General features: G+C 33.3%; 26 protein-coding genes and 1 pseudogene. 15 read left to right on the top strand and 12 right to left on the bottom strand.

The genetic code is table 11. The features are described 5' to 3' along the window. The first annotated feature begins 26 nt into the window (after positions 1-26). Positions 27-263, top strand: coding sequence for a sulfurtransferase TusA family protein (locus ACW9W3_RS09805; protein ID WP_048116584.1), 237 nt, complete (start codon positions 27-29; stop codon positions 261-263). 8 nt (positions 264-271) lie between these two features. Continuing rightward, positions 272-1,264 carry a cysteine synthase family protein gene (locus tag ACW9W3_RS09800; protein ID WP_457765963.1) on the top strand — a complete coding sequence of 331 codons (993 nt, stop codon included), beginning with the start codon at positions 272-274 and terminating at the stop codon, positions 1,262-1,264. Here the strand turns inward: ACW9W3_RS09800 and ACW9W3_RS09795 are convergent. From ACW9W3_RS09795 to ACW9W3_RS09785, 3 genes are all read right to left on the bottom strand, one after another. Next, positions 1,261-1,734 carry a hypothetical protein gene (locus ACW9W3_RS09795; RefSeq protein WP_457765962.1) on the bottom strand — a complete coding sequence of 158 codons (474 nt, stop codon included), beginning with the start codon at positions 1,732-1,734 and terminating at the stop codon, positions 1,261-1,263. The two genes, ACW9W3_RS09800 and ACW9W3_RS09795, sit on opposite strands and share 4 nt — an antisense overlap. 241 nt (positions 1,735-1,975) lie before the next feature. After that, the gene (gene trxB, locus ACW9W3_RS09790; protein ID WP_457765961.1) at positions 1,976-2,980 is read right to left on the bottom strand and encodes a thioredoxin-disulfide reductase; all 1,005 of its coding nucleotides are present in this window, start codon (positions 2,978-2,980) and stop codon (positions 1,976-1,978) included. A 48-nt stretch (positions 2,981-3,028) separates the two neighbouring features. Beyond that, a complete protein-coding gene (locus ACW9W3_RS09785) occupies positions 3,029-3,466 on the bottom strand; it encodes a CBS domain-containing protein (protein WP_457765960.1) in 438 nt (145 codons plus the stop codon). A 111-nt stretch (positions 3,467-3,577) separates the two neighbouring features. Here ACW9W3_RS09785 and ACW9W3_RS09780 point away from each other — a divergent pair, with 111 nt between their 5' ends. Both ACW9W3_RS09780 and ACW9W3_RS09775 read left to right on the top strand, forming a co-directional pair. Next, on the top strand, positions 3,578-4,009 hold the full coding sequence (locus ACW9W3_RS09780) for a universal stress protein (RefSeq protein WP_457765959.1): 432 nt from the start codon (positions 3,578-3,580) through the stop codon (positions 4,007-4,009). Further along, positions 4,006-4,428: a universal stress protein gene (locus tag ACW9W3_RS09775; RefSeq protein WP_457765958.1), complete on the top strand. Its 423-nt coding sequence runs from the start codon at positions 4,006-4,008 to the stop codon at positions 4,426-4,428. Before ACW9W3_RS09780 ends, ACW9W3_RS09775 begins: the two co-directional genes overlap by 4 nt. 15 nt (positions 4,429-4,443) lie before the next feature. Here the strand turns inward: ACW9W3_RS09775 and ACW9W3_RS09770 are convergent, their stop codons facing one another. Continuing rightward, positions 4,444-5,301 (bottom strand): CBS domain-containing protein, encoded by an 858-nt coding sequence (locus tag ACW9W3_RS09770; protein ID WP_457765957.1) that lies wholly within the window; start codon positions 5,299-5,301, stop codon positions 4,444-4,446. A gap of 103 nt (positions 5,302-5,404) precedes the next feature. Between ACW9W3_RS09770 and ACW9W3_RS09765 the strand changes: the two genes are divergently transcribed. Then, positions 5,405-5,746: an HPF/RaiA family ribosome-associated protein gene (locus tag ACW9W3_RS09765; protein ID WP_457765956.1), complete on the top strand. Its 342-nt coding sequence runs from the start codon at positions 5,405-5,407 to the stop codon at positions 5,744-5,746. A gap of 155 nt (positions 5,747-5,901) precedes the next feature. Further along, the gene (locus tag ACW9W3_RS09760; protein ID WP_457765955.1) at positions 5,902-6,804 is read left to right on the top strand and encodes a lactate/malate family dehydrogenase; all 903 of its coding nucleotides are present in this window, start codon (positions 5,902-5,904) and stop codon (positions 6,802-6,804) included. On the opposite strand, the gene ACW9W3_RS09755 is transcribed toward ACW9W3_RS09760, so the two are convergent. Together ACW9W3_RS09755 and ACW9W3_RS09750 are read right to left on the bottom strand one after the other, a co-directional pair. Next, the gene (locus tag ACW9W3_RS09755) at positions 6,791-7,561 is read right to left on the bottom strand and encodes a DUF6775 family putative metallopeptidase (RefSeq protein WP_457765954.1); all 771 of its coding nucleotides are present in this window, start codon (positions 7,559-7,561) and stop codon (positions 6,791-6,793) included. The two genes, ACW9W3_RS09760 and ACW9W3_RS09755, sit on opposite strands and share 14 nt — an antisense overlap. 321 nt (positions 7,562-7,882) lie before the next feature. Beyond that, positions 7,883-8,218: pseudogene (locus ACW9W3_RS09750) on the bottom strand (metal-dependent transcriptional regulator); the annotation flags it as partial. 618 nt (positions 8,219-8,836) lie between these two features. On the opposite strand from ACW9W3_RS09750, the gene ACW9W3_RS09745 reads away from it, so the two are divergent. Beyond that, positions 8,837-9,715, top strand: coding sequence for a Fic family protein (locus tag ACW9W3_RS09745; RefSeq protein WP_457765953.1), 879 nt, complete (start codon positions 8,837-8,839; stop codon positions 9,713-9,715). Positions 9,716-9,781: 66 nt separating this feature from the next. Here the strand turns inward: ACW9W3_RS09745 and ACW9W3_RS09740 are convergent, their stop codons facing one another. Beyond that, the gene (locus ACW9W3_RS09740; RefSeq protein WP_457765952.1) at positions 9,782-10,600 is read right to left on the bottom strand and encodes a sulfide-dependent adenosine diphosphate thiazole synthase; all 819 of its coding nucleotides are present in this window, start codon (positions 10,598-10,600) and stop codon (positions 9,782-9,784) included. A 176-nt stretch (positions 10,601-10,776) separates the two neighbouring features. Between ACW9W3_RS09740 and ACW9W3_RS09735 the strand changes: the two genes are divergently transcribed. Both ACW9W3_RS09735 and ACW9W3_RS09730 read left to right on the top strand, forming a co-directional pair. Continuing rightward, a complete protein-coding gene (locus ACW9W3_RS09735) occupies positions 10,777-12,585 on the top strand; it encodes a nitrite/sulfite reductase (protein WP_457765951.1) in 1,809 nt (602 codons plus the stop codon). Further along, positions 12,582-13,379, top strand: coding sequence for a sulfurtransferase (locus tag ACW9W3_RS09730; protein WP_457765950.1), 798 nt, complete (start codon positions 12,582-12,584; stop codon positions 13,377-13,379). The genes ACW9W3_RS09735 and ACW9W3_RS09730 overlap by 4 nt, the downstream gene beginning before the upstream one ends. Here ACW9W3_RS09730 and ACW9W3_RS09725 read toward each other — a convergent pair. Continuing rightward, on the bottom strand, positions 13,355-14,497 hold the full coding sequence (locus ACW9W3_RS09725) for a tetratricopeptide repeat protein (RefSeq protein WP_457765949.1): 1,143 nt from the start codon (positions 14,495-14,497) through the stop codon (positions 13,355-13,357). The two genes, ACW9W3_RS09730 and ACW9W3_RS09725, sit on opposite strands and share 25 nt — an antisense overlap. Positions 14,498-14,619: 122 nt before the next feature. Between ACW9W3_RS09725 and ACW9W3_RS09720 the strand changes: the two genes are divergently transcribed. Then, positions 14,620-16,257: a collagen-like protein gene (locus ACW9W3_RS09720; protein ID WP_457765948.1), complete on the top strand. Its 1,638-nt coding sequence runs from the start codon at positions 14,620-14,622 to the stop codon at positions 16,255-16,257. 295 nt (positions 16,258-16,552) lie between these two features. On the opposite strand, the gene ACW9W3_RS09715 is transcribed toward ACW9W3_RS09720, so the two are convergent. The 3 genes from ACW9W3_RS09715 to ACW9W3_RS09705 all read right to left on the bottom strand — a co-directional run bounded on the left by ACW9W3_RS09715 (position 16,553) and on the right by ACW9W3_RS09705 (position 18,418). Continuing rightward, complete coding sequence (locus ACW9W3_RS09715; RefSeq protein WP_457765947.1) at positions 16,553-16,804, bottom strand: hypothetical protein; 252 nt, start codon at positions 16,802-16,804, stop codon at positions 16,553-16,555. Positions 16,805-17,096: 292 nt separating this feature from the next. Beyond that, positions 17,097-18,200, bottom strand: coding sequence for an OBG GTPase family GTP-binding protein (locus tag ACW9W3_RS09710; RefSeq protein ID WP_457765946.1), 1,104 nt, complete (start codon positions 18,198-18,200; stop codon positions 17,097-17,099). An 11-nt stretch (positions 18,201-18,211) separates the two neighbouring features. After that, positions 18,212-18,418, bottom strand: a complete 207-nt coding sequence (locus tag ACW9W3_RS09705) for a DUF504 domain-containing protein (RefSeq protein WP_457765945.1) — start codon at positions 18,416-18,418, stop codon at positions 18,212-18,214. A 91-nt stretch (positions 18,419-18,509) separates the two neighbouring features. Between ACW9W3_RS09705 and ACW9W3_RS09700 the strand changes: the two genes are divergently transcribed. The 4 genes from ACW9W3_RS09700 to ACW9W3_RS09685 are packed head-to-tail and all read left to right on the top strand — an operon-like array spanning position 18,510 to position 22,832. Further along, complete coding sequence (locus ACW9W3_RS09700) at positions 18,510-19,091, top strand: hypothetical protein (protein WP_457765944.1); 582 nt, start codon at positions 18,510-18,512, stop codon at positions 19,089-19,091. A gap of 25 nt (positions 19,092-19,116) precedes the next feature. Then, positions 19,117-20,202 carry a hypothetical protein gene (locus ACW9W3_RS09695; protein ID WP_457765943.1) on the top strand — a complete coding sequence of 362 codons (1,086 nt, stop codon included), beginning with the start codon at positions 19,117-19,119 and terminating at the stop codon, positions 20,200-20,202. A 46-nt stretch (positions 20,203-20,248) separates the two neighbouring features. Continuing rightward, on the top strand, positions 20,249-20,944 hold the full coding sequence (locus tag ACW9W3_RS09690) for a phosphoglycolate phosphatase (protein ID WP_457765942.1): 696 nt from the start codon (positions 20,249-20,251) through the stop codon (positions 20,942-20,944). A 1-nt stretch (position 20,945) separates the two neighbouring features. Next, positions 20,946-22,832: an arginine--tRNA ligase gene (locus ACW9W3_RS09685; protein ID WP_457765941.1), complete on the top strand. Its 1,887-nt coding sequence runs from the start codon at positions 20,946-20,948 to the stop codon at positions 22,830-22,832. 122 nt (positions 22,833-22,954) lie between these two features. On the opposite strand, the gene ACW9W3_RS09680 is transcribed toward ACW9W3_RS09685, so the two are convergent. Then, complete coding sequence (locus tag ACW9W3_RS09680) at positions 22,955-24,115, bottom strand: NAD(P)-dependent malic enzyme (protein WP_457765940.1); 1,161 nt, start codon at positions 24,113-24,115, stop codon at positions 22,955-22,957. A 134-nt stretch (positions 24,116-24,249) separates the two neighbouring features. On the opposite strand from ACW9W3_RS09680, the gene ACW9W3_RS09675 reads away from it, so the two are divergent. Next, positions 24,250-26,397 carry a methyl-accepting chemotaxis protein gene (locus tag ACW9W3_RS09675; protein WP_457765939.1) on the top strand — a complete coding sequence of 716 codons (2,148 nt, stop codon included), beginning with the start codon at positions 24,250-24,252 and terminating at the stop codon, positions 26,395-26,397. Positions 26,398-26,640 lie beyond the last annotated feature (243 nt).

Here is a 26,640-nt window from a genome sequence, read left to right as displayed (position 1 = left end):
AAACGCCTTTGTTGAATTAGATAACAATGTCTGATTCTACTGAAAAAAAATTAGATGCAACTGGATTGTTTTGTCCTGAACCTGTGTTTCGAACAAAAATTGAGATTGAAAGAATGCAAGTTGGTGAAACTTTAACTGTATCTGCAGATGATCCTGCTGCTGAAGATGATATTTCCAGATGGGTTACAAGAAACGGTCATGAGTTATTAGATTTATCAAAAGATGGAAATGTAATTACATTTCAAATTAAAAAGGTGAAATAACCAGAATAATGACTACTGTCACTGATACAGATGTCTTGAGCAGAGTTGGGAATACTCCTATCGTAAAATTAAATTCACTATCTCATGATGATGTGGAATATTTTGCAAAATTAGAAGGTCATAATCCATTTGGTTCTGTAAAGGACAGAGCTGCTTATTGGATGATTAAGGATGGTGAAGAGCGAGGAATTTTAACTAAAGGAAAAAGCATAATCATCGAACCTACCTCTGGTAATACTGGAATTGCATTAACTGGTATTGCAAATGTATTGGGCTATAAAGTGGAGATTGTAATTCCTGAAAAAGCCAGTAATGAGACCAAAGATATCATTAGAAATCTTGGCGCTAAAGTGTTTGAAACAAGTGATGATTTATGCCCTAAAGTTGGGGCTGGTACAGATCAAAGTATTGCATTGGCAACTTCTATTGCATCATCAAGACCTGACACATATTATTCTCCAAACCAGTATGCAAACGAGGCAAATTTCAAAGGTCATTATGTTGGGACTGGTCCTGAAATTTGGAAACAAACTGAAGGGAAAGTAACTCATTTCTTTACAGGTGTTGGCACTGGTGGGACTATTACTGGAATTGGTACTTTTCTTAAAGAAAAAAATCCTGGAATTAAGATAATTGGTTGCCAACCACAACAAAATCATTTGATTCAAGGGTGGAGAAACTTTGAAGAATCTGCAAAACCTGATTTATTTTTAAAACGTGAAAATGTTGTTGATGATTGGGTTTCTGTTGACAATAAAGAAGCATTTGCTGTTGTAAAAGACGTTTTTGAAAAAGATCAACTTTTAATCAGTCCATCATCTGCAGCAGTTTATGCATGTATGAAAAAATATCCTATTGATGGTAATGCTTGTGTAGTAGGAATTTTTGCTGATGATGGACGAAAGTTCAAGAGTGTTTATGCTGAACAAAATGTCATGACTGAAGAAGAATTTGAAAATTCTTTGAAAGAGGCAAAATACATGTCTGATTTGGCATACTAGGAATCTAAAATTTGCTTTAATTGATTTTGATAAAAATCTCTAAATATTTTATTCATCTCTTTTTCATGATTTAGGCATTTACTGCTTTGTTCGTTTAGGCTATTTTTAATTTCCTTACTCCATTGACTTTGTTGTTTGTCTTTAGGATCTGTAATTGATGGATTATCTTTGATTTTTTGCATGATTTCTAATAACTCTAATCCTAGTTGTCTAAATTTGCTTATGCGTAAAAGAAACATTTGTGATTCTTCCTTGTTAATTAAATTCATCATGGTATGAACTTGATTATAATATTCTAATGATTTATCATTATGATTCTTGAATTCATTCATTCTTTTCTCCCAATAATTCTTGGATGATTTTTCTTCTACCTTGTAACTGAACTTGATATCTGCTAACTCCGTTCCTAATTTTGCAAGCTTTCCACTAGTCTCCTTAATTGAATTTTTTAGATTATCTGTATCATTCATAACCTGTTCCTATTTGCCTGTAAAATTGTTTAAACTTTTAATTTGTCCCATTCGTCTTTGGATTTTTTAGAATAATCTGTTATGCATTTTTCACAGAACGAATCCCATTCATTAATTCCTAACTTTTTAAAATAATTCCGAGACCAGTTGTACGTGGGAATTTTTCTATATTGGAGTTGCTGAATTGTAAAGATTTCTTTTTGTTGAAATTTTTTTAGGCACTTTTTGCATTGTGCATTTTTCATTCTTTTTTATCTGCACTTTCTGTTAGATATTTGTCAACATCAATTGCTGCCATACACCCAAATCCTGCAGCAGTAATTGCTTGCCTATAACTTCTATCGTGAACATCCCCTGCTGCAAAAACACCTTCAATGTTAGTATGGGTTTTATTTTTTAAGATAACATATCCTTCATCATCTAAATCTACTTGCCCTTTGAATAATTTTGTATTTGGTTCATGACCTATTGCAACAAAAAGACCTCCTGCATTAATTGTTGATTCTTCATTTGTTTTTAGATTTTTTAGAATTACTTGTTGCATTTTTTGATCTCCTTTGATATCTGTTACAGCCGAGTCCCAATGAAATTTTATTTTTTCATTATTTAATGCACGTTCTTGCATTACTTTACTTGCACGTAATTCATCTCTTCGATGAACAATGTGAACAGTTGTAGCAAATTTTGTGAGAAATGTTGCTTCTTCTATGGCAGAATCTCCACCTCCAACAACAACAATTTCTTGATTCCTAAAAAATGGCCCATCACATGTAGCACAATACGAAACGCCTTTTCCTGCAAATGTTTGTTCTCCTGACAATCCCATTTTTCTTGGATTGGCGCCAGTAGCAATGATTACTGCACGACCTTCGTATTCTTCTGAGGCTGTTAAAACTTTGAATGGACTTCGTCTAAAATCAACATCAACGGCTTCATCATCAATAATCGTTGTTCCCATTCTTTGAGATTGTTTTCTCATATCAATCATTAAATCTGGACCCATTATCCCGTTTTCAAATCCTGGATAATTCTCTACTTCTGTTGTGTTTACTAATTGACCTCCTGGAAGTATGCCTGATAAAATCAAAGTGTCATAACCTGCTCTGGAACAATAAATTCCTGCAGTATACCCTGATGGTCCTGCGCCAATAATAATTACATCAAATTTTGTTTTAGTTTTATCTGGTTTCATAGGATCGCTATCATTTGTTTCAAGTACGGTTGCACCTGCATCAGCTGCCATCAAGATATTTGATAACTTTGTTTCAATAATTTAAGTGAATATCCTTTTTGATTATTCGTCTTTCATTCTCAAAATTATCTGATCACATATTCTACGCATTTCCGAGTCTGATCCAACGCTGGAAATTTTCACAATATCTGTAGTGGTCACAATTCCTATAATCTGATCATTTTCTTTGACAGGTAACTTATGAATCAATTTCTCTTTCATTATTTCTGAAGCCTCCCAAATCGTATCTTCAGGTTTTATCGTAATTAGCGGTGATGACATCACTTCTGAGATCTCTGTAAATAAGGGCCTACCTTCAGCAGCTACTTTTGTAACAAAATCTCTTTCAGTGACAATTCCTATTGGTTTGGAATTCTTAGTGATGATTATACATCCTATGTTCAACTCTTTCATTTTTTGAGCTGCATCTTGTATTGACACTGATTTATCTGCAGTTAAGACCGTTTTAGTCATTATCTGATTAACAAAAGTACTTTCCATGGTAAAATTACAATTTTCAATTATATGATATGAATTCTAAATTATCATACTTGAAAATCATTGTGGGAAATCATTGAATGGTTTTAAGTTGCTAATTGAGGTAATTTCTATATGGTTCTTAAAACAAAAAAAATTCTAGTTCCTTTGGATGGCTCAAAAAACTCTTTTCGTGGATTGGACATGGCTATTCATATTGCAAGACAATCAAATGGAACAATAACGGCTCTGGCAGTAAAATCGGTACCTGGCATATATGCACTTCACCCACTTGGATTCTTAGATTTTGATTCTATGAATGAAGTAAAAAAAATCCTTGGGCAGGCAAAAGTTCGTGCAGCCAAAAAAGGAATAAAATTAACTGGTAAAGCACTTGCAGGTGATCCTGGATATGATATTGCAAGGTTTGCAAATAATAGTAAAAATGGATTTGATTTGGTTGTGATTGGAGCAAGAGGAAGAGGCAGTGTAAAAGAAATGTTTTTGGGAAGTGTTTCAAATTACGTACTACACAAATCCAAAAAACCAGTGTTGATTGTAAAATGAATAATTTTAAAAAAATTCTAGTTCCTTTGGATGGCTCAAAATATTCTAAAAAATCTCTTCAAAGGGCATGTGAAATGGTACATGCATTTGACTCACAAATTATTTTAATTTATGTTGTTGAAAAATCCGCACCTGTGAATTTTTTAGATCGTAAAGAATATTTGCAACTTTTACGAAAATACGGGAAAAAAACTTTGAGTGATGCAAATGATTTTCTTTCTAAAAATGGAATTATTGGAAAATCATTGATCAGAGAAGGCAACATTGTAAATGAAATTGATAAAGTCATCAAAGAAGAAAAATGTAATTTAGTTATCGTAGGCAACAAAGGTCTGGGAACTGTTGCACGATTTTTACTTGGTAGTATTTCAAATAAGCTTGCCCAATCCTCCTCATGTTCATTAATGATTGTGAAATGATTTTTTTCTCTAAAATTATTTTGTTAAGGAATTCACAATGTCTGATTTTGTAATTATGCCTACTAATTTTGATTTTTTGACTACTGGTAGTCCACTAATATTGTGCTTTATCATTAAAGTTACTGCAACCTTGACATCATCATTTACATCTATAGTAATTGGGTTGGGGGACATGATATCTGTAGCATGAAATGGAAACAGATAACTCATTTGATTTGAATGAATTTCTTCCAAACCTTTTTTGAATTTATATTCTTGAACTTCTTTTGGATCTGCTGATTCTGCAATCCATTGAGGTATCTTTGCAGGCACAAAATCCCTGAATGTAATTACTCCTACAGGATTTTGATTCTTTTTAATAATTACTCTGGAAATACTGTATTTTAGTAACAGGCTTTCAATGTGTAATATTGGGTCACTTGGTAGTGCCGTGATTATCTCTTTTTTCATAATTTCTGAAACTTTGAATGGTGCTGATTTTTTTGTAAGGATTGCCTTTACAAGATCTGTTTCGGTTACAATCCCTTGCAATGTGTTGTCTTTATTTGTAATGATTACTAGACTGATTCTGTATTTCTTCATCATCATTGCACATTCAGTTACAGTATTGTCTTGAGTCAATGTGAATAATTTCTTAGGAATAAACTCTTTTGCTACTACTGAACTGATTGGTTTTGAACCTAACTCATAGATTTTTTTTGCAATATCTTTTTCAGTAATTACTCCTACAGGTTTTTTCTTGTCTACAATAACTACGCGCTTTACTTTATTTTTTAATAGGCTCTCTCTGGTTTTTAATAATGTTGTATTTGGATTGACTGTAATTGGTTTTGAAATTAATTCTGATAATTTTATATTTTTAACATCTAACATCTCTGTCTTTCAATTCTTTGCAATGACTAATACATTCATCATTGAATTTCATATTTGGAAATTACTGAGAAAGTTATTTACTTCTAGGTGATACCAATAGCGTATGGTAACTATTCCTTTGTATGTGATTGGTTTATCTAAAGATGAGCCTGCAAATGAAATACTTTCTTTAAAATTTGGATCTGCCCTAGAAAAAGTTCAACAAGTATTATCGAATATCATTGAGGCAAAAATTGCAGTAGAATTTCAAAACCCTGAAGGCTCAAGAACTCATTATGATGCTACTGCATCTGTTAAAACTTCGAAAAAAACATTGATTTACACTGCATCTGGCTGGGATATTCTAAAAATTGCTGATGAATTAAGTAGGAAATTGGAAGGAGAATACTCTGATCGTGATAATAAGCGTCAGAGGGATAGTATTCGTAAAAAGAAGGATTTTTGAAATGTCACAAAATACTCTCGTTCTATTTGAATTTTCTAATCAATTAGAAAGATCTTTTAACATGCAAATAGATGTGGCAACAAAATATCAGTCGATAAAAACTCAAAAAATTTGCTGCCCCGTTTTCATTGTAAAATAAGCAGGTTGTGTTCTACTTGATTTCAATAGTTGGTAGCGGCAGAGTTGGGGCATCAATTGCATTTCTTTGTGTTTCAAATGAATTGGATAATGTATTGTTGATTAATCGTAGTAAAGACAAAGCTATCGGCGAATCCTTAGATATTGCAAATGCTATTCCATCAACTTCAAAATTTTCTATACATGGAACAGATGATTATACTAAATTATTAGGTTCAGACATTGTAGTTATTGCTGCAAGTACAGTTTCATATACGAACTCTAGGACCGAAAACAAAAATCCTCAAATAAATATGGTAAAAGAAATTGCAAAAAAAATTAAACAGTATTGCCCTTCTGCAATAATTTTAATGGTTTCAAATCCCACTGATGTTTTGACATATTTTTTTCAAAAAGAATCTGGTTTTTCTAGATTCAAAGTGATTGGCATTGCATCAAGCCTTGATTCAAGCCGATTTCGTTATTTCATCTCAGAAAAATTGTCTGTACCTCAATCCTCCATATCTAATGCTTTAGTTCTTGGGGAACATGGTGATTCCATGGTTCCTATTTTCTCTAATGTGATAATTGATGGAAATTCTCTAACTTCTATGATTAATGATATTGAAAAAAAATACATCACTTATGATATTCGAAACTATTGGAAGACTTTGAGAAATTATAAGAGTAGATCTCAGTTTGGCGTAGCAAAAAATGTCTATGATGTAATTGATGCTGTCATCAATGCAAAAGAACTATTCGTCTCAGCATCTGTGGTTCTTGAAGGTGAATATGGTGAAAATAACGTGGCAATGGGTGTTCCGGTAAAAATTAATCAAAATGGTGTTTCTGAAATACAAACAATTGACCTTGATGAATCTGAATCATTCCTGTTGAAAGAATCTTCTAAAAAAATTCATGATGATATTAAATCTGTTTGAATTGAGTTAGTATTTCTTGATGTTTTTTACACAGTTTTTTGGTATCTACTTGTGAATGAAGAAGATCTTTTTGCCAGTGAGAATTAAACATCCTGCAGTCTACATCTTTACAAAATGCTTCTCCTGTTTCAAAATATATGATAGTTTGTAATAGGTACCCTTCTGTAATTTCTGATAAGCGTGAATCATGATATTCTAAAAATTGACCTTTGTATTTTTTTCTAATTTCGTCTATCCCTTCTTCTGAAAAGTTTGTCATTAGATCTAAATAGTATTGCTTTGGTTTTGCAGGTGCCTCTATCATACCTGTAGTTGAAATTATTGTGGGATTGGAGCTAATCAAAGCTCTTGCATGATATTTAAAATCACTTTCATCAAATGTACATGTAATTTTATTTGTAAACACTACATTTAGTGTAGTTGTTGTATTTTGATTTCTTGGAATTATATCTGAAATGATCTTTTGTAATTCAATCCCATCATATATTGGAGAATCTTCTTTTTGAGACATGTCTTTACATTCTTTTTCAACTAAAATGTCTTCATGTGAAGCATTGTGTTTCTGAAATGGTTTTTTAATATCTGAAATTCTGATACTTGCAATTTTTTCATATGTTTTATCATCTAAATTATTGAACAAATTATTTCTTGTTTCAATTTTTATTTGAAATGTTTCTTTGAGAAATTTTGCTAATCTGTCTAATTGGATTTCAGGAACTGTGGGTTCATCATATAGAATGATTTTAGATATTTTCAATAAAAAAGATATGTCTTGATGACTTATCTTTCTAACGTCTAATTTTTTTAAAGGATTACACGTATTTTGTATATAAATGACTTAGAATTTCACAGAAAATAACCTCTACGATACTATTCTAAAAATTTGCATTCCTGTGAATTTTGTTCATTTGAACAAACATCAAAATTGTGCGTTCATTTGAACAAACATTTCTAAAAACTCCTCTCAAAGAGAGGAATCACAAAAAAGGTTGCGACATCCCAATGAGAGTCATTGATGACAATATTAATTGGCTCATTTAGTTAATTGATTATTGTATGTGTAGAACGTTCACTCTGTTTAGATTTTTGAGCAACATTCACCAATTGGAATTTCATTGTCGTGTGGACATTTTCTTGGATGATTTAACATTGTACACAAAGCATCTGTAAATTGTTTCTTCATATGATGTTCTATACCGCATACCATTTCTTCATCAATATCCACTTTAAGTGCACTATCCATAAGAACTTCCAATAGTCTGCTATTTCTCATCATACTTGTCCCAATCATTTGACCTTCTTCAGTTAATTTTACCCCTGCTTTGTTATATGAAACAAATTTTTTACCATCAAGTTTCTTTAACATCTGAACAACACTTGGCTGTCTGATGTTGAGCATTTTAGCAATTGTATTTTCATTGTCAAACCAACCTAATTGAGACTTTTAGAGAAATATATCCTGAATTGACGTATGAAGGAAACAGGGCTATCATATTTAGTGAAACAGAGAAGATTCCCATTAGTAAAATCAAGCATTGTATTTTGTTGGCATTAACTTACAATCTAAAAAAATGATCAACATCAAAAACATAACTGCATCAAATAATGTTCTTGGTGAAGAAATCATTGTAATTAGATTCGTTACTAAAAATGCTGGATTGATCATCTAGTCCTATCGCATAAACTGTCATCATTAGTTTTGATAACAGTTCAAATCTATTGAGATTTTACTTTAGACTGTAAGAGTAAAAAGTTCGAGCCTTAACCCTTTAATTTTTCTAATTTTTTGGTTCAAACCCTAACAGGTTTGAACTCTAGTTTTCAATTAATCAAGCTAAAGTTATGATATTCATAAATACTCTGAATCATTTACAGACATAATCAAAATAGCATTTTTGTTAGACGGGCCAAAAATCTTAACCTGATTCTGTACTATGGTCAGTCAACACACACTTCATAAATCATGACTGATTACCCACTGTTTTTTCATAAAATTAACAATCTTTATTAAATTACAGTGGGTACTAAAACCATGGTATCTGTCATTACAAGGGAGAAAAACGACAAAAAGTACTACTATCTTAAACATACCACGGGAGACCGACAAAAAGAAAAGTATCTTGGATTGAGAATCCCGAAAAACATTGAGGGGATAAAAAAAGAATTCTTGCTGGAATTCTACCATGAGCAATGGAATAAGCAAATAGAAACAATAGCAAAAAATTACCAAAAAGAGGCAAAAAACAAACCCCCGTCAATAAAGCAAAAAGACTTTGAGAGTTTTGGAATATCGTTTACATACAACACACAGAGAATGGAGGGTTCAAGTCTAACTGAGGCAGACACTAGGGACTTGCTGATACATGGAGTAACACCTACCAAAAAACCCCAGATTGATAGCATAGAGACAAAAAAGCACTATGATCTGTTTATGAAACTTGTAACATCAAAGAGTACAAAGATTACAAAGAAGACGGTGATGGATTGGCACAAAGAAATTTTTGGTCAGACAAAGATTGGTGAGGCAGGAAGCATCAGAACGTATCGTGTCGGTGTAATTACAAATGACAAGATAGAGTTTGCCCCAGTATATGAGATTCCAGAAAGACTGGATGAGTTTTTTAAATGGCTAAACAAAAACAAAACGACAAACTTTGTAGATCTAGCAGCACTTGCTCATTATTACTTTGTATCAATCCATCCATTTGGAGATGGAAACGGAAGAATATCGAGGCTGATAATGAACTACATCCTGTTAATCCATGGATGCCCCCTCATGCAGATTAAAAACACTGACAGACGCGCATACTTTAAGGCATTAGAGAAATCTCAGCTTGAAAAAGATGAGATTCATTTTCTAAAGTGGTTTATGAAATATTATATTAAATCAAACAGGAAATATCTGCAATAATCTGCGTTGTTTTGTGTTATCTGTCAAGAAAGCCTTGACCGTGTAATAATTTAGAAAATTATTTTACTATCTTTCTAACTCTTTGATCTTTGCTGCAGTTATTTCTGCTGCTTTTTTACCTGAGAATAGCATTGAACCAAATGTTGGGCCCATCCTTGCTAATCCATGTGTTTCAGTAACTGACATTCCTGCTGCAATTAATCCTGGATAAACTTCTCCTGTTTTATGTACAACATGCTCTTCTCCATCATTTACATGCATTGGCTCCATTCCTTTCCATTTAGCTAATCCTCTGTCTACTAGTCTTTTTACTGCAACAGAATCATGACCTGATGCATCGATAATTATTTTTGCCTCTAATGCGACTGGATCTACACAAGTAATGTTTCGTGGTAAAGCTGAAACTGGCATCCAATTAACAACAATTCCTGCAACTCTTCCGTTCTTCAATACTAGGTCATCGAATTTTGTCAACTGCAAGAATTTGACTCCTGCATCGCATGCTGCTGCAATTAATTTTGATACTGCATGTGGTCCTGGAGTTAGATATAGTCCATCTGCAACTTTTTTGTATGGTACTCCTAATTCGTCCCAAATTTTCTGGGCTGGTTCTCTTACAGTTACAGGATTCATCATATATCCTCCTAACCAATAACCTCCACCTAGGTAGTTATTTTGTTCAATTACGAGAACTTTGAAACCCATATTGGATAGTTCTCTACTGGCTGTTAATCCTGCTGGACCAGCTCCTATAATTATGACATCTGAATCTGCTCTATCGATTAATACATCATGAAATTCATTTGCTATTGCACGAGTAATTTCAACTTCCCTTACATCGGTAAAAATTTTATTAGATTGTTCTGCTACTGTTGCTTCTTGCATGAGATGAATTCGTTCTCTGAACAATTAATACTTTCCCACATCTCTAAAAATTAGGTTCAACTAATTCTGATGTTGTTTTAGAAAAGCAGGAAAATAATGTATATCCTCAAAATCTTCTCTACTAAAACATCCCTATATCAAAAATTTATAACCAAACTAAATGAAATTTCTTTGTATTGACAATATCTGATCTTAAACAATCTTCTCCTGATTCTGTAAAGCCTAAAATTAATTGGGCTAGGATCGAGGAGGCCGATAATTTTGCCAAAACAGTAAAACTATTCCGTCAAGGAAAATACGATGAGGATAGCTTTAGACGATTTAGACTTCAACATGGTGCATATGGTACCAGAATGACTAGTGATTATGCAATGGTTAGAATCAAACTTCCTGCAGGGGAAATCTATCCTCATCAATTTGAAAAAATATCTCAATTAAGTGAACAGTACTCTATTGGCAGTGCACATTTTTCGACTAGAGAAAACATTCAATTGCATTGGGTAATTCTTGAAGATGTATCTGAAATTTTTAGAGGTCTTGCTGAAGTTGGCTTGACATCTAGAGAAGCATGCGGTAACTCTGTTCGTAATGTAATGTGTAGTCCGTTGTCTGGAGTTTGTCCTGATGAAAAATTTGATTCAACTCCTTATGCTCTCGCAACTGCCCGATTCTTTTTAAGAAATCCAATGGCTCAAAATCTTCCACGCAAATTTAAATTCAATTTTACATGTTGTGAAAAACATGGAATGGTAAGGATGGTTGATGTTGGATTAATTCCACAGATAAGAGAAATTGACGGTTCTTCTCAAAGAGGGTTCAAAATATTCCTTGGTGGTGGATTGGGAAACAAATCATATGTTGGACATCAATTAGAAGAATTCACTCCTGAAGAAGATTTACTTTATACCTCGATTGCAGTAATGAGAATATTTGATAGACTAGGTGATAGAAAAAATCTTGCAAGAAATAGAATGCGTTATCTAGTTAACGATATGGGTTGGGAAAAATTCCAAAACCTTGTATTCAAAGAAAGAGCAATTGTGAGAGCTACTCAATCTGTTGTTACACAACTTGATGTTGACATAACGCCTGATGAAATAAAACGACCAATTAGAATTACAAACGAAAGTGGTAATTCAATTCCTGATGGGTATGCTAGATGGCTAAAAACAAACACTGTGAAACAAAAACAATCAGATTATAGTTCTGTGTTTATTACTCTGGAAGCTGGTGACATAACTTCAAATCAATTAAATGCCTTGGGTGATATCATCCGTAACTTTTCATCTGAAGGCAAGGCACGATGTGGATTTGTGCAAAATGTTGCATTGCGTTATGTACTGGAAGATGATTTGCCTCAATTATATTCTAAATTACTTGAGGTTGGACTCGCAAAGTCTGGCGCTTTAACCATGACTGCTCCTATTGGATGTTCTGGTACTACTTCCTGTAATCTTGCTTTGACAAATTCACATAGATTAGCAAAAGAAATACAGAGAAAATTCCTGGAATTAAAATTCGATGAGGATGATGATCTTAGCGATGCCTCAATTAAGATAAGTGGATGCCCTAATTCTTGTGGGCAACATGGTATTGCAACAATTGGTTTCTTTGGAGGAGGTGGACGCGTTGGAAAAGACATGTATCCAAATTATCAAATGTCTCTGGGAGGCCGTTCTGATGGTGACACAATGCTTGGCGAAACTTGTGTTAGGGTACCTGCAAAACGAGTGATACCTGTAATTCTAAAAATTATTGAACTGTTTAAAGAAAAAAAGAAATCTGATGATACTCTCAAATCCTGGATTCATAGGGTTGTAAATGGTAATGAGGATTCTGATATCACATCCATTGGTGATATCAAAAAAATTATTGAACCTTTGATTATACCCCCAACAATTCAAGAAGATCCTGATTTCTATCTTGATTATGGCAGCGATACAAATTATCACACAAAAACTGGAAAGGGTGAATGTGCTGCTTGACAGATTCTGGTAAAATTACAACCGATGTTGATTCTCTACGTTCAGAAATACGAGACAAAAGTGTTCGAGTAATTGATGTCAGACGTGAAGGTGACTATAAACAAGATCATATTCCTTCTGCAGTAAATTTGCCCTTGGCCAATCTTTTGTCTGATGATAGTCCTGAACGTGTTTTAAAACTCATAAACTCTATGGGGATTGATGATGAAACTAATGTTGTAGTTTATGATGACACATTTGGTGCGTTGGCATCAAGGGTTGCATGGACATTGGAATATCTTGGACATTCAAATGTAACGCTACTTGAAACAACTTATAGTCATTGGAAATCACTTGGACTAGAAAATGATTCTGAATCTCCTGAAATACAAACCAAAGAACATTCAATGCACTTGCGACCTGAAATTTTAGCTACATCTGATTATCTAGAAAGTGCAAAAAATCGTGATGATGTTATATTGATTGATAATCGAGAACGATTAAATTTCCTTGAACAACATATTCCTGGTGCGATTAGCCTTCCTTATAGGACTCTTGCAAGTAATGAGCATATTTTGCGCTCAAAAGATGATATGAAAAGACTACTTGATAATCGTGGAATCACTGGTGATTCTGAAATTATAACTTATTGTGGAAGTGTAGGTACTCTTTCTGGTTTGGCATATTATGCACTAAAATCAGCTGGTTTATCTAATGCAAAATTATATGTTCGCTCATTTAAGGAATGGAAAAGTCTTCAAAAACCTACACAAAAACAAGAAGATGCAAACTATTGGGATTTATCTGCTGAATAATTAATTTCATTTCTAAGCTTTTTAGTGATAGTTACTTCTACGTTGTCAAGAAGGTTTAGCATTTTTTCCTTATTTTCAATTAGATAATCTTCTCCTCTATCTTTTAATCTGATTGTCCATAATCTCATTTCTCTATGTTCATCAAAGAAATTCTCGATCATCTGTTCACCTGATTTTGATGGGTTGATGAAAATATCAAAAACATCTATTGTTTTTTCAACATCTTCTTCTTCTATAGCTTCTCTAACTGATTGAATTGCATGACTTAGTTCTTTCAAATTCTTTACTGGTTTTGGCAAAGTTTTTCTTGTAATTCCAAATAATCCCTTCTTTTCTTTCCCCATTTTTTCTGCGATGTTTGGTGCAAGGTCATAAATTGGAATTTTACTTAGACCGTCACGTTTTTCATTTTGTACAATTAATCCTTTTTCTAATAGTTTTCTCAAAGATGATTCTGCATCAGCTTTATCTAGAAATGTTGTCCATACTATGGCGCCCAATGTATGATAACCTTGTCTGATTGATTCTAAAACTACTACTTCTTGAATTCTTTTGAAACCTTCTTCGATTCTAACATTTGCAAAATCTTTGTCTCTAATTGATCTTCTTGCATTTTTAACATCAATTTCAATTGAACGTTTCAGTGCTTCTAATGCTTCTGGTACCTGATTAAGTAATGACAAGAAACAAGCTTTGTTATACCATGCCATTGCATAGGTTGGATCTGATTCAAGTGCTTTATCAACTGAATCAAGAGCTTTTGAAAAATTCTTTTGCTCATAATGCACTAGTCCCTTTAGATTCCAGGCTTCTGGATTTGTAACATCTACTTCAAGAATTTTATCATATACTTTTAGCGCTTCACCATGATCATCTATGTGAAATCTTGCATATCCTAATTTCATCAAAGTCTCGATATTATCTGGTTCAATTCGTAATGCTTGTTCAAATACAACTATTGCCTCTTCTAATTTTTCATCTGCCATCAAATTGACTCCTTTTTTGAATAATTTCTTACGATTATAGTCTGAATCAACTAGGCTGGTCTCTTCGACTTTGTCTTTTTTTAGAGATGATTCGTCAACTTCCTTTGATTTTTTCCCGAAAGGTTTCTTCACTAGCTCAAATTGGCATTTTATCTAGATAAATACCATCCTTAATTGATTATACTCTCATTTTTTATTCATATTCTGATTCAAGCATCTAAATACAGAAATACTTGAAAAATACAGAAACGAATGTGTCATCTCAATCACGATTAGAAGTTCAAGGCAAGTCACCTTTTAAGCAATCAGGTGTATTTGAAGTTCAAATTTCAATTACTGATAGTAGGCCTTCTGATGAGGCTCTATTTACTAAAAAATTCCCTTCTTTATGGAGAGGAAATTTCCATCTAAGAGTTAAGGATGGAATGTTCTCTGAGAAACTTGGCTCTTCTGATAATCCCCTTCCATCATCAATTGAATCACTTGATACTATTTGGATAGTTGTTGTAGATCTCTTTTCTTCACTGCATTCTGTATTTGATATTAAATTAAAACAAACTTCTACACCGTCATCTAATACAAATGAACCTAAGCCCGAACCTAAATCTGATTCCACATCATCTGAAAATAAAAAAGATATGTCAGAATCAAAATCAAACGTTCGTTCTACAAGAACCTCAAGTTTATCTGGAAATAAAGGACCTGATGGTCCTCCTGGTCCTCCAGGTGATAAAGGTCCACCTGGTCCTCCCGGTCCACCTGGCCCTGTTGGAAATAAAGGACCTGATGGTCCTATTGGTCCTACTGGAGACAAAGGTGCAACTGGAGACAAAGGTGCAACTGGCGACAAAGGATTATCTGGCGACAAAGGTGTTACTGGCGACAAAGGTTCTACTGGAGACAAAGGTGATAAAGGTGATAAAGGAATTGTTGGTCCTCCCGGTGATAAAGGGGATAAGGGTGCAACAGGTCCAATTGGAGAAAAAGGATCTACTGGATTAAAAGGTCCAACTGGTGATAAAGGTGAAACAGGTCCAACTGGACCTTCTGGCGATAAAGGACTTTCTGGATTAAGGGGTGCTCCTGGAGAAAAAGGAGACAAGGGTCAACAAGGTCCAACTGGTGATAAAGGATTAACAGGTCCAACTGGTCCTCCTGGTGAGAAAGGCCCAACCGGTTTATCTGGAGTGCAAGGAGAAAAAGGTCTTCAAGGTCCGTCTGGACCAATTGGAGAAAAAGGACCCGCTGGACCACTTGGTGATAAAGGACCTAATGGTCCACCTGGACCACTTGGTGATAAAGGATTAACAGGTCCAACTGGACCACTTGGTGATAAAGGACCTAATGGTCCACCTGGACCAATCGGAGAAAAAGGCAACAAAGGTGTTGAAGGTCCAATTGGAGAAAAAGGACCACAAGGACCACAAGGACCTGCTGGTTCTAAAGGACTCACAGGAGTTCCAGGTCCTCAGGGTGATAAAGGAGAAAAAGGCCCTACAGGTCTGATTGGAGAAAAAGGCCCTACAGGTCCCATTGGTGCTACTGGAGAAAAGGGACCACAAGGACCACAAGGTTCTCAAGGTGAACGAGGTACTACAGGTCCTTCTGGAGAAAAGGGACCACAAGGACCACAAGGAATTCAAGGACCTCAAGGTGAACGAGGCCCTACAGGTCCAATAGGTTCTATTGGTGAACAAGGTCCAGTAGGAGGACAAGGCCCAGTAGGCCCTGCAGGTCCAAGAGGTCCGCCAGGACCACCTGGAGAAAAGGGACCATCCGGTGGAATGTCTTCTGAACAAAAAGCATTGTTTAAAGATCTGTTGGAAATTTTGACAAACAAAAATGTAATTTCCACTGAAGAACAAATCAAATTGATGAGTTATCTTTATTGATTATTTTAAAATTCATCATCTTGAAATTTTTGAAAGTATGATTGAACGTAAAATTGATTTGTACAATATATTTTTTCAATTTTTTACGGTATCATATTCGTGATTGAATACTTGCAAAATAATATTTTGTTTTTATAAATTCTGATAATCTATCGATATACATTCACGGTTTGGTGAATATTTCTTAAAATTATTTATGAAAACAATATTCAAAAATTTGTTTAAAGTCTCCACTAGTAAATTTAGAAAAATGAAAACAATTCGTCTCTAAATGACGATTGTTAGTTTGACGATATTATCGTCTTTTTGCTGCTTTTCTCTTTGGAGCGGCTTTGCGTTTAGGTGCTGCCTTTCTCTTTGGAGCTGCTTTTTTAGCTGCAGTTCTTTTTGCTGCTTTTCTCTTTGGAGCGGCTTTGCGTTTAGGTGCTGCCTTTCTCTTTGGAGCTGCTTTTTTAGCTGCAGTTCTTTTTGCTGCTTTTCTCTTTGGAGCGGCTTTGCGTTTAGGTGCTGCCTTTCTCTTTGGAGCTGCTTTTCGTTTAGCTGCCATACTGAATCGCCATTTTCATTGTTTTTCAGTGGTTAAACTAAAGAAATTTACACAATTTGATTACAATTTCTCAAGTAATTATATTGCAAAATTTTTTCTTGATCGTATAATTATCAAAAATATTTTCTAATGAGAAATTTTTCTCTTTGAATTTTTCTATTTATCACAATCATTCTCTATTTTATGCACATAATGTGATGATTCTACAAAAAATGATATTTTTGTTTTGTTTTTATTAAACAATTAATTATTTTTCTATTGTTTGTTGGTTTAATCGTTCGTTTTTAAAATCTTAACGTCTTTTAATTATTGTCAAGACGTCTTCATCAAGTAAAATATGATTTAATCCCACTCTCTGCCCTCCAAATTTTACGCTCTTGCCCCATACAAGACCATATCTGAATTCTCGCTTCAATCTACGGTGTAATTTGTTACAAATATCTTCAACCGTGTCTCCTTCTCTTGCAATTAGTGGTTCTTTGAAATCTGTTTCTCCGCCTTTTGGCCTCATGTATATTCTGATAAATTTTAATTTTTCATAGATCTTTTCTTTAAGCAAATCAATATTGATATCTGAATTTGCAGAAACTTCAATAACATCTGATTTTATTTTTGTCTTTAAATTTGCTAGAAATCCTTTATCAACTAAATCAATTTTATTTAAAATAGTAAGTGCCCTTGAATAACTAATGTTTCCAGCAATATGATCTGCTAATTGTTCTGATGTAAGATCTTCTCGTACAACAACACGTGCGCTAACTATTCCGTAAAGATGTAGAATATCTTTGAGATGCTTTTCTGTAATTTTTGTTAATTTTACTTGCTGTGCAATTGCAATGCCTCCCATTGATGCTTTCTCGATTGTAATGTTTGGTGGCAATTGATTAAGTCTAATTCCTATGTTTCCTAATTCTGTAGTAAGTACGTCTTCATGAAATGGTTGAAAAACATCCAATACTAATAATACTAGATCTGCGGTTCTTGCTACGGATAAAATTCTCTTTCCTAATCCTTTTCCTGTGGATGCCCCTTTGATAATTCCTGGAAGGTCTAAGACTTGGATTTTTGCTCCTCTATACTCCATCATTCCTGGAACTACTGTTAATGTTGTGAATTGAAAAGCTCCGACAGTTGATTTTGCACTAGTCATTTTATTTAGTAATGTTGATTTTCCAACACTGGGCAATCCAATAAACACCACTGTTGCATCCCCGCTTCTCCTTACATCAAACCCATCTTGCTTCATTCCTGATTTTTTGGTAACGTCTGCCTCTTGCTCTCTTTTCAGTTTTGCAATCTTTGCTTTTAGTAGACCAATATGATGTTCTGTAGCTTTATTGATCTGCGTTTTTGCCATCTCATCTTGAATGGCTTTAATTTTTTCAGGAATTCCCAATACTATTCAACTCATACTACAATCTTTTCAAATAAAATCCTATTACTCTTCCCCGTTTTTCCTGTAGGGATAATTTGAAAATTATTTGATTGAGTTAAAAATTCTGTAAACGATGATTGTCTTATTCTTTTAAAATTTCTACAATCTATATCCCATTCATATCCATTTGTATGTGGGGATTTATTGAATATCTCATCAATTACACATTTCTTTGTCATGATTTGATTTTCATTTCTCTTCTAATAAGATGTCTTTGATTTTGGATTGTTTTTCTTATCGTTTTTTAACAGTGATTGTTTTTCAGTCCATATGAGAAAAATCCTAATTTATTCGATAATTGGTATTTTTATTATTGTTTATTTTAGTTTGACAATTTTTATCTTGCCTGAGAAATATCTTTCCAATGAGCAACTTATTCCTCAGCCCTATTTTGAAGTAGTTTTATCTGATTCAGATATTTCCTTAGGTGAATCTTTTAGATTGAGTATAGTTTCAGAAAACCGAGGTGATTACGGTGATATTCATATTCTTTCAACCTCATTTCCAACTCTTTCTAAAATTGATGATATTGTAGAGATTGCCACATATGATTTCACACAATCATCAGTTCGTGTTGAAGTGGGTGATGACATAGGTGCCAAATATAGCGGTGGGTTGGAATCCACTGTTGCAAAATATCCTTCCATTGAAGCAATGAATAGACCAATTTTACATGGTGCGAACAATCATCTGGAATTGATAATTACTCCTGAAAAAACAGGCATCTTTACGATCTATGTAAAATCTATTGATATTCCACATACTAGTAGTATGTCTCATTACCCTCATTCGGGGATTTTAGATCATCAAGATGAATATGTTTTAGATTTTTCAGTAAATGTAAATCCCTAATATTTTATGGAATAATATCATAATCATGCCTCTTTCTCAATCTGATCTTCCAAAGAAGTTTTTAGAAACTTATTCTGAAAAAATTTTCCTTTTTGGAAGTATATTTACGAGTTTTGGGATATTACTAGTGACAGTGGGTGGAAGCTGGGATATTACAAATCATCTGCTAAACCGACCTGAGTCTTTTTTCTCTCCACCACATGCTTTGATGTATACTGGAGTTGCCATATCTCTGATTGGTGTAGTTCTTTCTTTTTTTGGTTGGCATAATTTACCGCATTCTAAAGGCTACTATTTTCTATCTCTAAAAATCAAATTAATTGGAATTGGATTGCTTGTTGGGGCTGGTCCTTTTGATTTTGTTTGGCATTCAAATTTTGGTTTAGATGGTTTACTTAGTCCGCCTCACTTAACTTTGATACTTGGAATGTTTCTGTGTAGTATTGGTGGAATGATTGGTATTTCAAGATACTTGAAAAAGAGTAATTCTAAACCTGTATTTTCTTACTTGCTAATCTTGGCTGTCATACCAATCTGGTTATCTGGTTCTGGAATCATCTCTTCACTAACATTGCCTTTTTCTAACACTAATTATTTTCAATTAAATCCTGAACCTACATTTGCTTTTTTTGTTGCAAGTCTGGCTTTTCCATTTTTAATTTCATTTTCAATGCTGTTAATTTTTCGATTGTCTAATCTCAAATTTGGCATGATGAGCCTACTTGGAGCCTTGTTTTTGTTAATTTACAGTTCTACTGCAATTATACCAAATTTTGCTTTGTTTGATTCAATCCAATTTTACTCGTTAAATTTGATCCCTTTTGTAATTCCTGACATTTTTTTGACAGTCAATAAATCTAGAAAATCTTTAATTTTTGTAGGCGGATTGTTAGGTTCTGTATTTTACATGATTTATTATCCATATGTCATGTATACTTTTAATGAGATTCTGCTAGGGAAATTGGTTTCACCTAGCTTGATCTATTTTGTATATTTTGAATTAATTGAAACCGTTTTAGTTTATACTATTTTTCCTGCAATAATAATGGGAATAATTGCCGTATTTGTATCGGAAAAATTTGCAGAAAAGATTTTGATGTCAAATTCTTAGATTCACCTTACGGAGCAAATATTATTCGGTTCAAAAAATGAATTTTATGAAAAAGAAGACATTTGCAGTAGATATTGATGGAACAATTACTGAAAATGGTGGGGGTAGAATCCATTTAGATGCTCTTGATGCACTTAGACGTTTGACCAATATGGGACACAATGTAATTTTTGTTACTGGCAGATCATCTGTTGAGGGATATTTACTTTCGGTGTTTGGCGGAACTACAAAAATTACTGTTGGGGAAAATGGTGGATGCCTTACTTTTGATTCAAATGATCATGTTCTACTGGGAAATATAGAAGAATGTAAAACTGCATTAAAAATAATAAAAAATAATGTTAACACTGTTAAAGAAAAACCTGTTTTTCCTAGAATGACTGAAGTTGTTTTAGAGAGAACATTTGATTTAGATGTTGCAAAAAAAATACTTTCTGAAAATAAAATTAATGTTGAATTATCTGATAGCCAATATGCTTTTCACATAAATTCCTCGGGTATTGACAAAGGTTTTGGATTTTCAAAAATTATGGAAAAATACTCTATCTTACGGGATGATGTCATAGCGATTGGTGATAGCGCAACAGATATTCCTTTATTCAAAGTGGCTAAAACTAGCATTGCCCTAGGAAATGCCTCTGATCTAGTAAAATCTGAGGCTACAATGACAGTGTCTGCAAATGCAGGAGATGGCGTTATTGAGGCATTAGATAAATTAGCACCTAAATTATTTGAGATGTAGCATGACTTTCAAATCAATACTTGATGAAATTGAAAATAATCTCGATAAGATACTTGATGAACTCTCAATATCTGATGTAAAATTTACTGTAGAGCCTGCAAAACCTGGATTTGGTGATGTCAGTTCCAATGTTTCATTTTTACTTGCAAAATCACTCCAAAAAAGTCCAAAAGAAATTGCTCAAATGTTATCTGATAAATTTCAGAATTACACTAACACACTTGTATTGAAATCTGAGGCACATCCATCTGGTTATTTGAATTTCTTTGCAGACTGGGAAAAATTAACCCAATTAATTTTGTCTGAATCTTATCTTGAGGAATTTGGTGATGTTGATATTGGAAAAAATTCCGCAATTGTAGTTGAACATACTAGTGTAAATCCTAACAAAGCTCTTCACATAGGGCATATTAGAAATATTATAATCGGCGACACTGTATCTAGAATTTTAAAAAAATCAAATTACAAAGTTAATGTACTAAACTACATTGATGATTCGGGTCTTCAAGTAGCTGATATTATAGTTGGTTTCAAACACTTTGGATTTGCTGAGGAGCCCCCTGATGGAAAAAAGTTTGATCATTACTGTGGTGATGATGTTTATGTCAAAACTACTGAAAGATATGAGAAAGATCCTAGTCTTGAAGAAATAAGAAAAAATATTCTCAAAGAACTTGAAGATGGGGATTCTGAAACTGCAAAATTTGCAGATAAAATTACACGCAAAGTTTTAGCAGGCCAACTTGAAACATGTTGGAATTTGGATGTTTCATATGATTGTCTAAATTTTGAATCTCAAATCATTCGTTCTGGACTCTGGGATGAGATATTTGAAAAACTCAAAGAGATGTCTCTAATAGAATTTGAAAAAGATGGAAAGAATACTGGTTGCTGGGTAATTAGAGGTGAAGATAAAGAAGATGATAAGGTGATTGTCAGAAGTAATGGGACTGCAACATACATTGCAAAGGATATACCATATGCTGCATGGAAACTAGGATTGCTTGATGACCCATTTAATTACGAAAAATATGAAAAGAAACAGCCTAATTCTCGAGAACTTTGGCAAACCACTTTGAACAAAAGTCATATTATATCTCAAAATTTTTCTGGTGAAAAAGTAGTTACTGTAATTGATTCTCGTCAGGCAAGACTGCAAAAAATCATTACATCTCTAATGGGTAAATTCAAATCTGTTACTGACGCATACGTTCATCTTGGATATGAGTCAGTAACGCTTAGTTCAGAAACAGCAAAAACTCTTGGATTGGATACTGAAGGGAAGCAAGCTCAAATGTCTGGCCGAAAGGGATTGTATGTGAATGCTGATTCTGTATGTCAATTACTAAAAGAGAAGACAAAAGAAGAAACAAAAAAGCGACATCCTGAAATGAATGTCTCTGAAATTGAAAAAATTGCCCACAATGTCTCTGTTGCAACTCTGCGTTATGAAATGATAAAACAGGATTTGGACAAAATTATCACATTTGATTTAACAAAATCTCTTAGCTTGGAAGGTGATACTGCACCATACATACAATATACTCATGCTAGAGCCTCTAGAATTTTGGAAAAATCAAATCATACTCCAACAATTGATGTTGATTTTTCATTGCTCAAAGAGAAATCTGAAATTGATTTGATTAAAAATATTGGTCTTTTCAATTTACAAGTTCGTGATGCTGTAAATAATTTATCCCCTAAAGTAATTGCAAGATATTGTCATGATTTGGCAGTTTCGTTTAATTCTTTTTATGAGCATTCTAAGGTTTTGGAACTGGGAGATGTAAATCTTGAAAATTCACGTTTATGTTTGGTTAACTCATTCAAAATGACCATTGAAAAGGCATTGGATCTTTTAGGAATCACTGCTCCTGATAGAATGTAATATCCTAGAGCGACAATAATATTGTCACTCTAGGCTTTGTTGGCGTGCAAACCAATTAGCGTTTCTCAAATATTGACCCATAAAGATTTTGTGACTGAAATTATTTTTGCAATCTATTTTTACTATGACTCCACTTTGATTTTTTCAAGAGCACTGGTGATTCTTTTCTGAAGTGTTTTTTCATTAATAGATGGAATTATGCATTTTTCTGAGAGTTTTTTATTTGATACAGCTCCGGCAATGGCTAACGCAGTAGCATATAGTATTTCCAGAGTGATTTTTTGTATTTTCAAGTCTAAAATGGCTCTCATCAAATATGGAAAAACTATTGCATTGTTTACTTTATTTTCATATCTGAAACTCCCTGTTGCAATTATTCTGACCCCTGATTTTTTTGCAAGAATTGGATCAATTTCAGGATAAGGATTAGTAAGTGCAAAAACTATTGGATTTTGATTCATTTCTTTTACCATTTCGGGTTTTAGGATGTTTTTAATTCCAGACACTCCGATGAATACATCTGCGTTTTTAATTGTCTCTGCAAGCTGTCCTTTCTCAATTTTATTTGTGAATCTAGTTAACTCTATCTTGTATTCATTCATGTTTACTTTTCTATTCTTGTATATTGCACCTTTAGAATCAAGAATGATGATGTTTTTACATCCAGAATAATGTAGTAATTTTGCAATGCAATAACCAGCTGATCCTGCTCCTGCAATTACTACTTTGATCTCAGATATTTTCTTCTTCACAATCTTTAATGAATTTAAAAGTCCAGCTAATGTTACAACTGCTGTACCATGTCTATCATCATGAAAAACAGGTATGTGTATTTTTTTTACTATCTCTTTTGAAATGTCTAATACTTTGGGTGATTCTATATCTTCAAGATTAATTGCTCCAAATACTGGCTCTATTGCCATTATTGTTTCAATAATTTTTTGCTTGTTTTTTGTAGCAAGACATATTGGAAATGCGTTTATTTTTCCATATTTTCTATACAATACTGCTTTTCCCTCCATCACTGGTAATGCTGCATCTGGTCCAATGTCTCCCAGCCCTAAAATCCTCGTACCATCCGTAATGATTGCAACATTGTTTCCTTTACCTGTTAATTGGTATTTTGATTTTGGATTTTTAAAAATTTCAGTACATACTTCTGCAACACCTGGGGTGTAAATTAACTGAAGATTTTCATTTGTTATCTTTGATATTTTACTTTCGATGTATATTTTTCCGTTTAGTTTTTTATGTAATGAAATTGCATCATTTTTTGATGTCATAACTGTCTCTTGTTGTTTAGGTTTGACTGTATAATATGCTATGCAGGATTATTTTCTTAATTTGGTAAAATATGCAGTGTTTGTTCATTTTACCTAAACTTGTAATTATGTCTATCTGATAGTATTTCTCGATATTGAGCACATCTCAAAATATTGTCACTGAAGAGATTGAAGATGCTAAAGATAATTTTTTCAAGCAAGTTGTAGATCAAACTACGGATATTGGAAATGAGATAAGCCGTGCTCTAAAATCAACTAAGGAAATCACACGACGAGCTAGCATGCTATCGACTACGGCAAAAATTGAAGCCAATCGTGCAGGTGATGCTGGACGAAATTTTTTGGTAGTATCAGAATCAATTGATGAATTAAGTAGGAAAACAGATGATGTCTTAAATAAAATGGAGAAAGAAACCGTTCAAGAAATAGAGGATATTTCTAAAGTCATTAAAACAAAATCAATCAGTATACAAGGAAATAGATTAGCTAATCTTGCTTTGACTAATATTCGAATTGTTGATAGGAATTTGTTTGAACGTGCAGCTGATGTACGCTGGTGGGCAACTGATGATATATTGGTAAATGCTCTTCTTGAAGAAAATAATTCACAATCTAATGAAGCAAAACATAGACTAGGTGTAATTTTAAAATCATACACCGTATACTATGATCTTGTTTTATGCAATACAAATGGGCTATGTATTGCATCAGCAGAAGATAAATTTCGTCTTACTGGTAGAAATTTTTCTGATAAGCCTTGGTTTACATCTGCAATGAACACAAAAAATGGTGAGGATTTTGGATTTGATACTGTACACAAATCTCCTGCAATTAATGATGATTTTACTCTGGTGTATTCTTGTAAGGTTCATGAAGATGGTGATCCTGATAAAAGAGTAATTGGTGTTATAGGCGCTGTATTCAAATGGAAAGAATTCATTCAAAGAATAGTTCGTGAGACTCCGTTATTGCCTGAAGAAATCGAAAAAACAAGAATTTTGATTTGTGATGATGATGGAAATGTAATTGCTGATACCAAAGATCGAATTCTTCAACAAAATATTCAGTTTACTGGAAGAGATGAATTGTTCAAAAAAGAAAAAGGATTTGAAATTGTGGAAAAAAACTGGCATAAAAAATTGGTTTGTCATGCACTCTCCCCTGGATTTGAAGGATACCAATCAGAAAAATGGCATTCATTAATTATTCAAGATATGGATGATGATTCTCAAATTCATAATTTTACTAACAATAACAATGAATCTCTAGAAACTGTAATTGAATTGATTTCAAATCTTTCAGAAGAAACAAAAAAAGCAATATGTGAAATTGAAAAAATTAATGATGATACTCATGTGTTGTCTCTTAACGCAGCAATAGAATCTGCCAAAGTCGGAGATGCCGGAAGAGGTTTTGGAGTAATCTCTACATTCATGGGTGATCTCTCTAAAACTACCTCTAAAATCACATCTATGATGGATTCGAATACTGAGAAAAAACTTTCTGAACTTTATTCGTTTATCTCATTAAATTCTAAAATAATTCGAGGCAATAGACTAGCTAATCTTTCATTTACTAATATTGATTTAATTGATAGGGCATTGTATGAGCGCACAGCTGATGTTCGTTGGTGGTCAACTGAAAGTAGCATCATTCAAGCATTAAATGAAAAAACAAATCATAGTAAGGATTTTCTTGCATCCCGATTGGCAACTATTTTAAAGTTTTACACTGTATATGATAATCTAATTGTCTGTGATACATCTGGAAATGTTGTTGCAAAGGGTTCATCTAATGACGTTGCCAAAGGAAATGTTAAAGATGCATTATGGTTTCAAAATATGTTAAAAAATAACGAGAAAGAATATGGATTTGATATAATTCACAATACCCAAGCATCTGGAATCTCTACAAATTTGGTATTTTCATCCAAGATTCACAAAAATGGGGATGTCTCAGATAAGGTAATAGGAATTCTTGGAATTGTGTTTGGCTGGGAACGATTTACTAAGACTATTTTTGATCAAACTCCTCTTCGTGAAAATGAAATCAATTCTACTGATTTACTTATTCTGGATTCCAATGGAAATACATTATCTGAAAATAAAAAAATTAAAGATTTTACTTTTGAAAATGATTTATTATCTTCCATTGATGGTGCAAAGAATTACCAAATAATACCTTCAGGGAATTCTGAGGTAATTCTATCTAATTGCAAATCTAAGGGTTATGAGGGGTTCTCTACTGGATGGCATTCAGTAATTATTCAATCAATACAGTAATGGAATTTTCACGATAATTGCTTGATGGATCAAAAGTGAATCTATACAAAATATTTATACTAGTATTATTCTGCATCAATATGAAATGCCAATGCACCGATGACTCTATGTGTATGTTTCACTATTCTGTAAAAAACCCAGATTCAATTAAACCAAAAAACTAAATTCCAAGAATTTCTATTTTGAGGAATTTATTTTTTATTCATTAAACAGTAGTCTTTGATAGACACAAAGTTTAGAATA

The sequence above is a fragment of the Candidatus Nitrosopumilus sp. bin_68KS genome (assembly GCF_054095825.1).
This window is presented reverse-complemented; position numbering and strand designations above follow the sequence as displayed.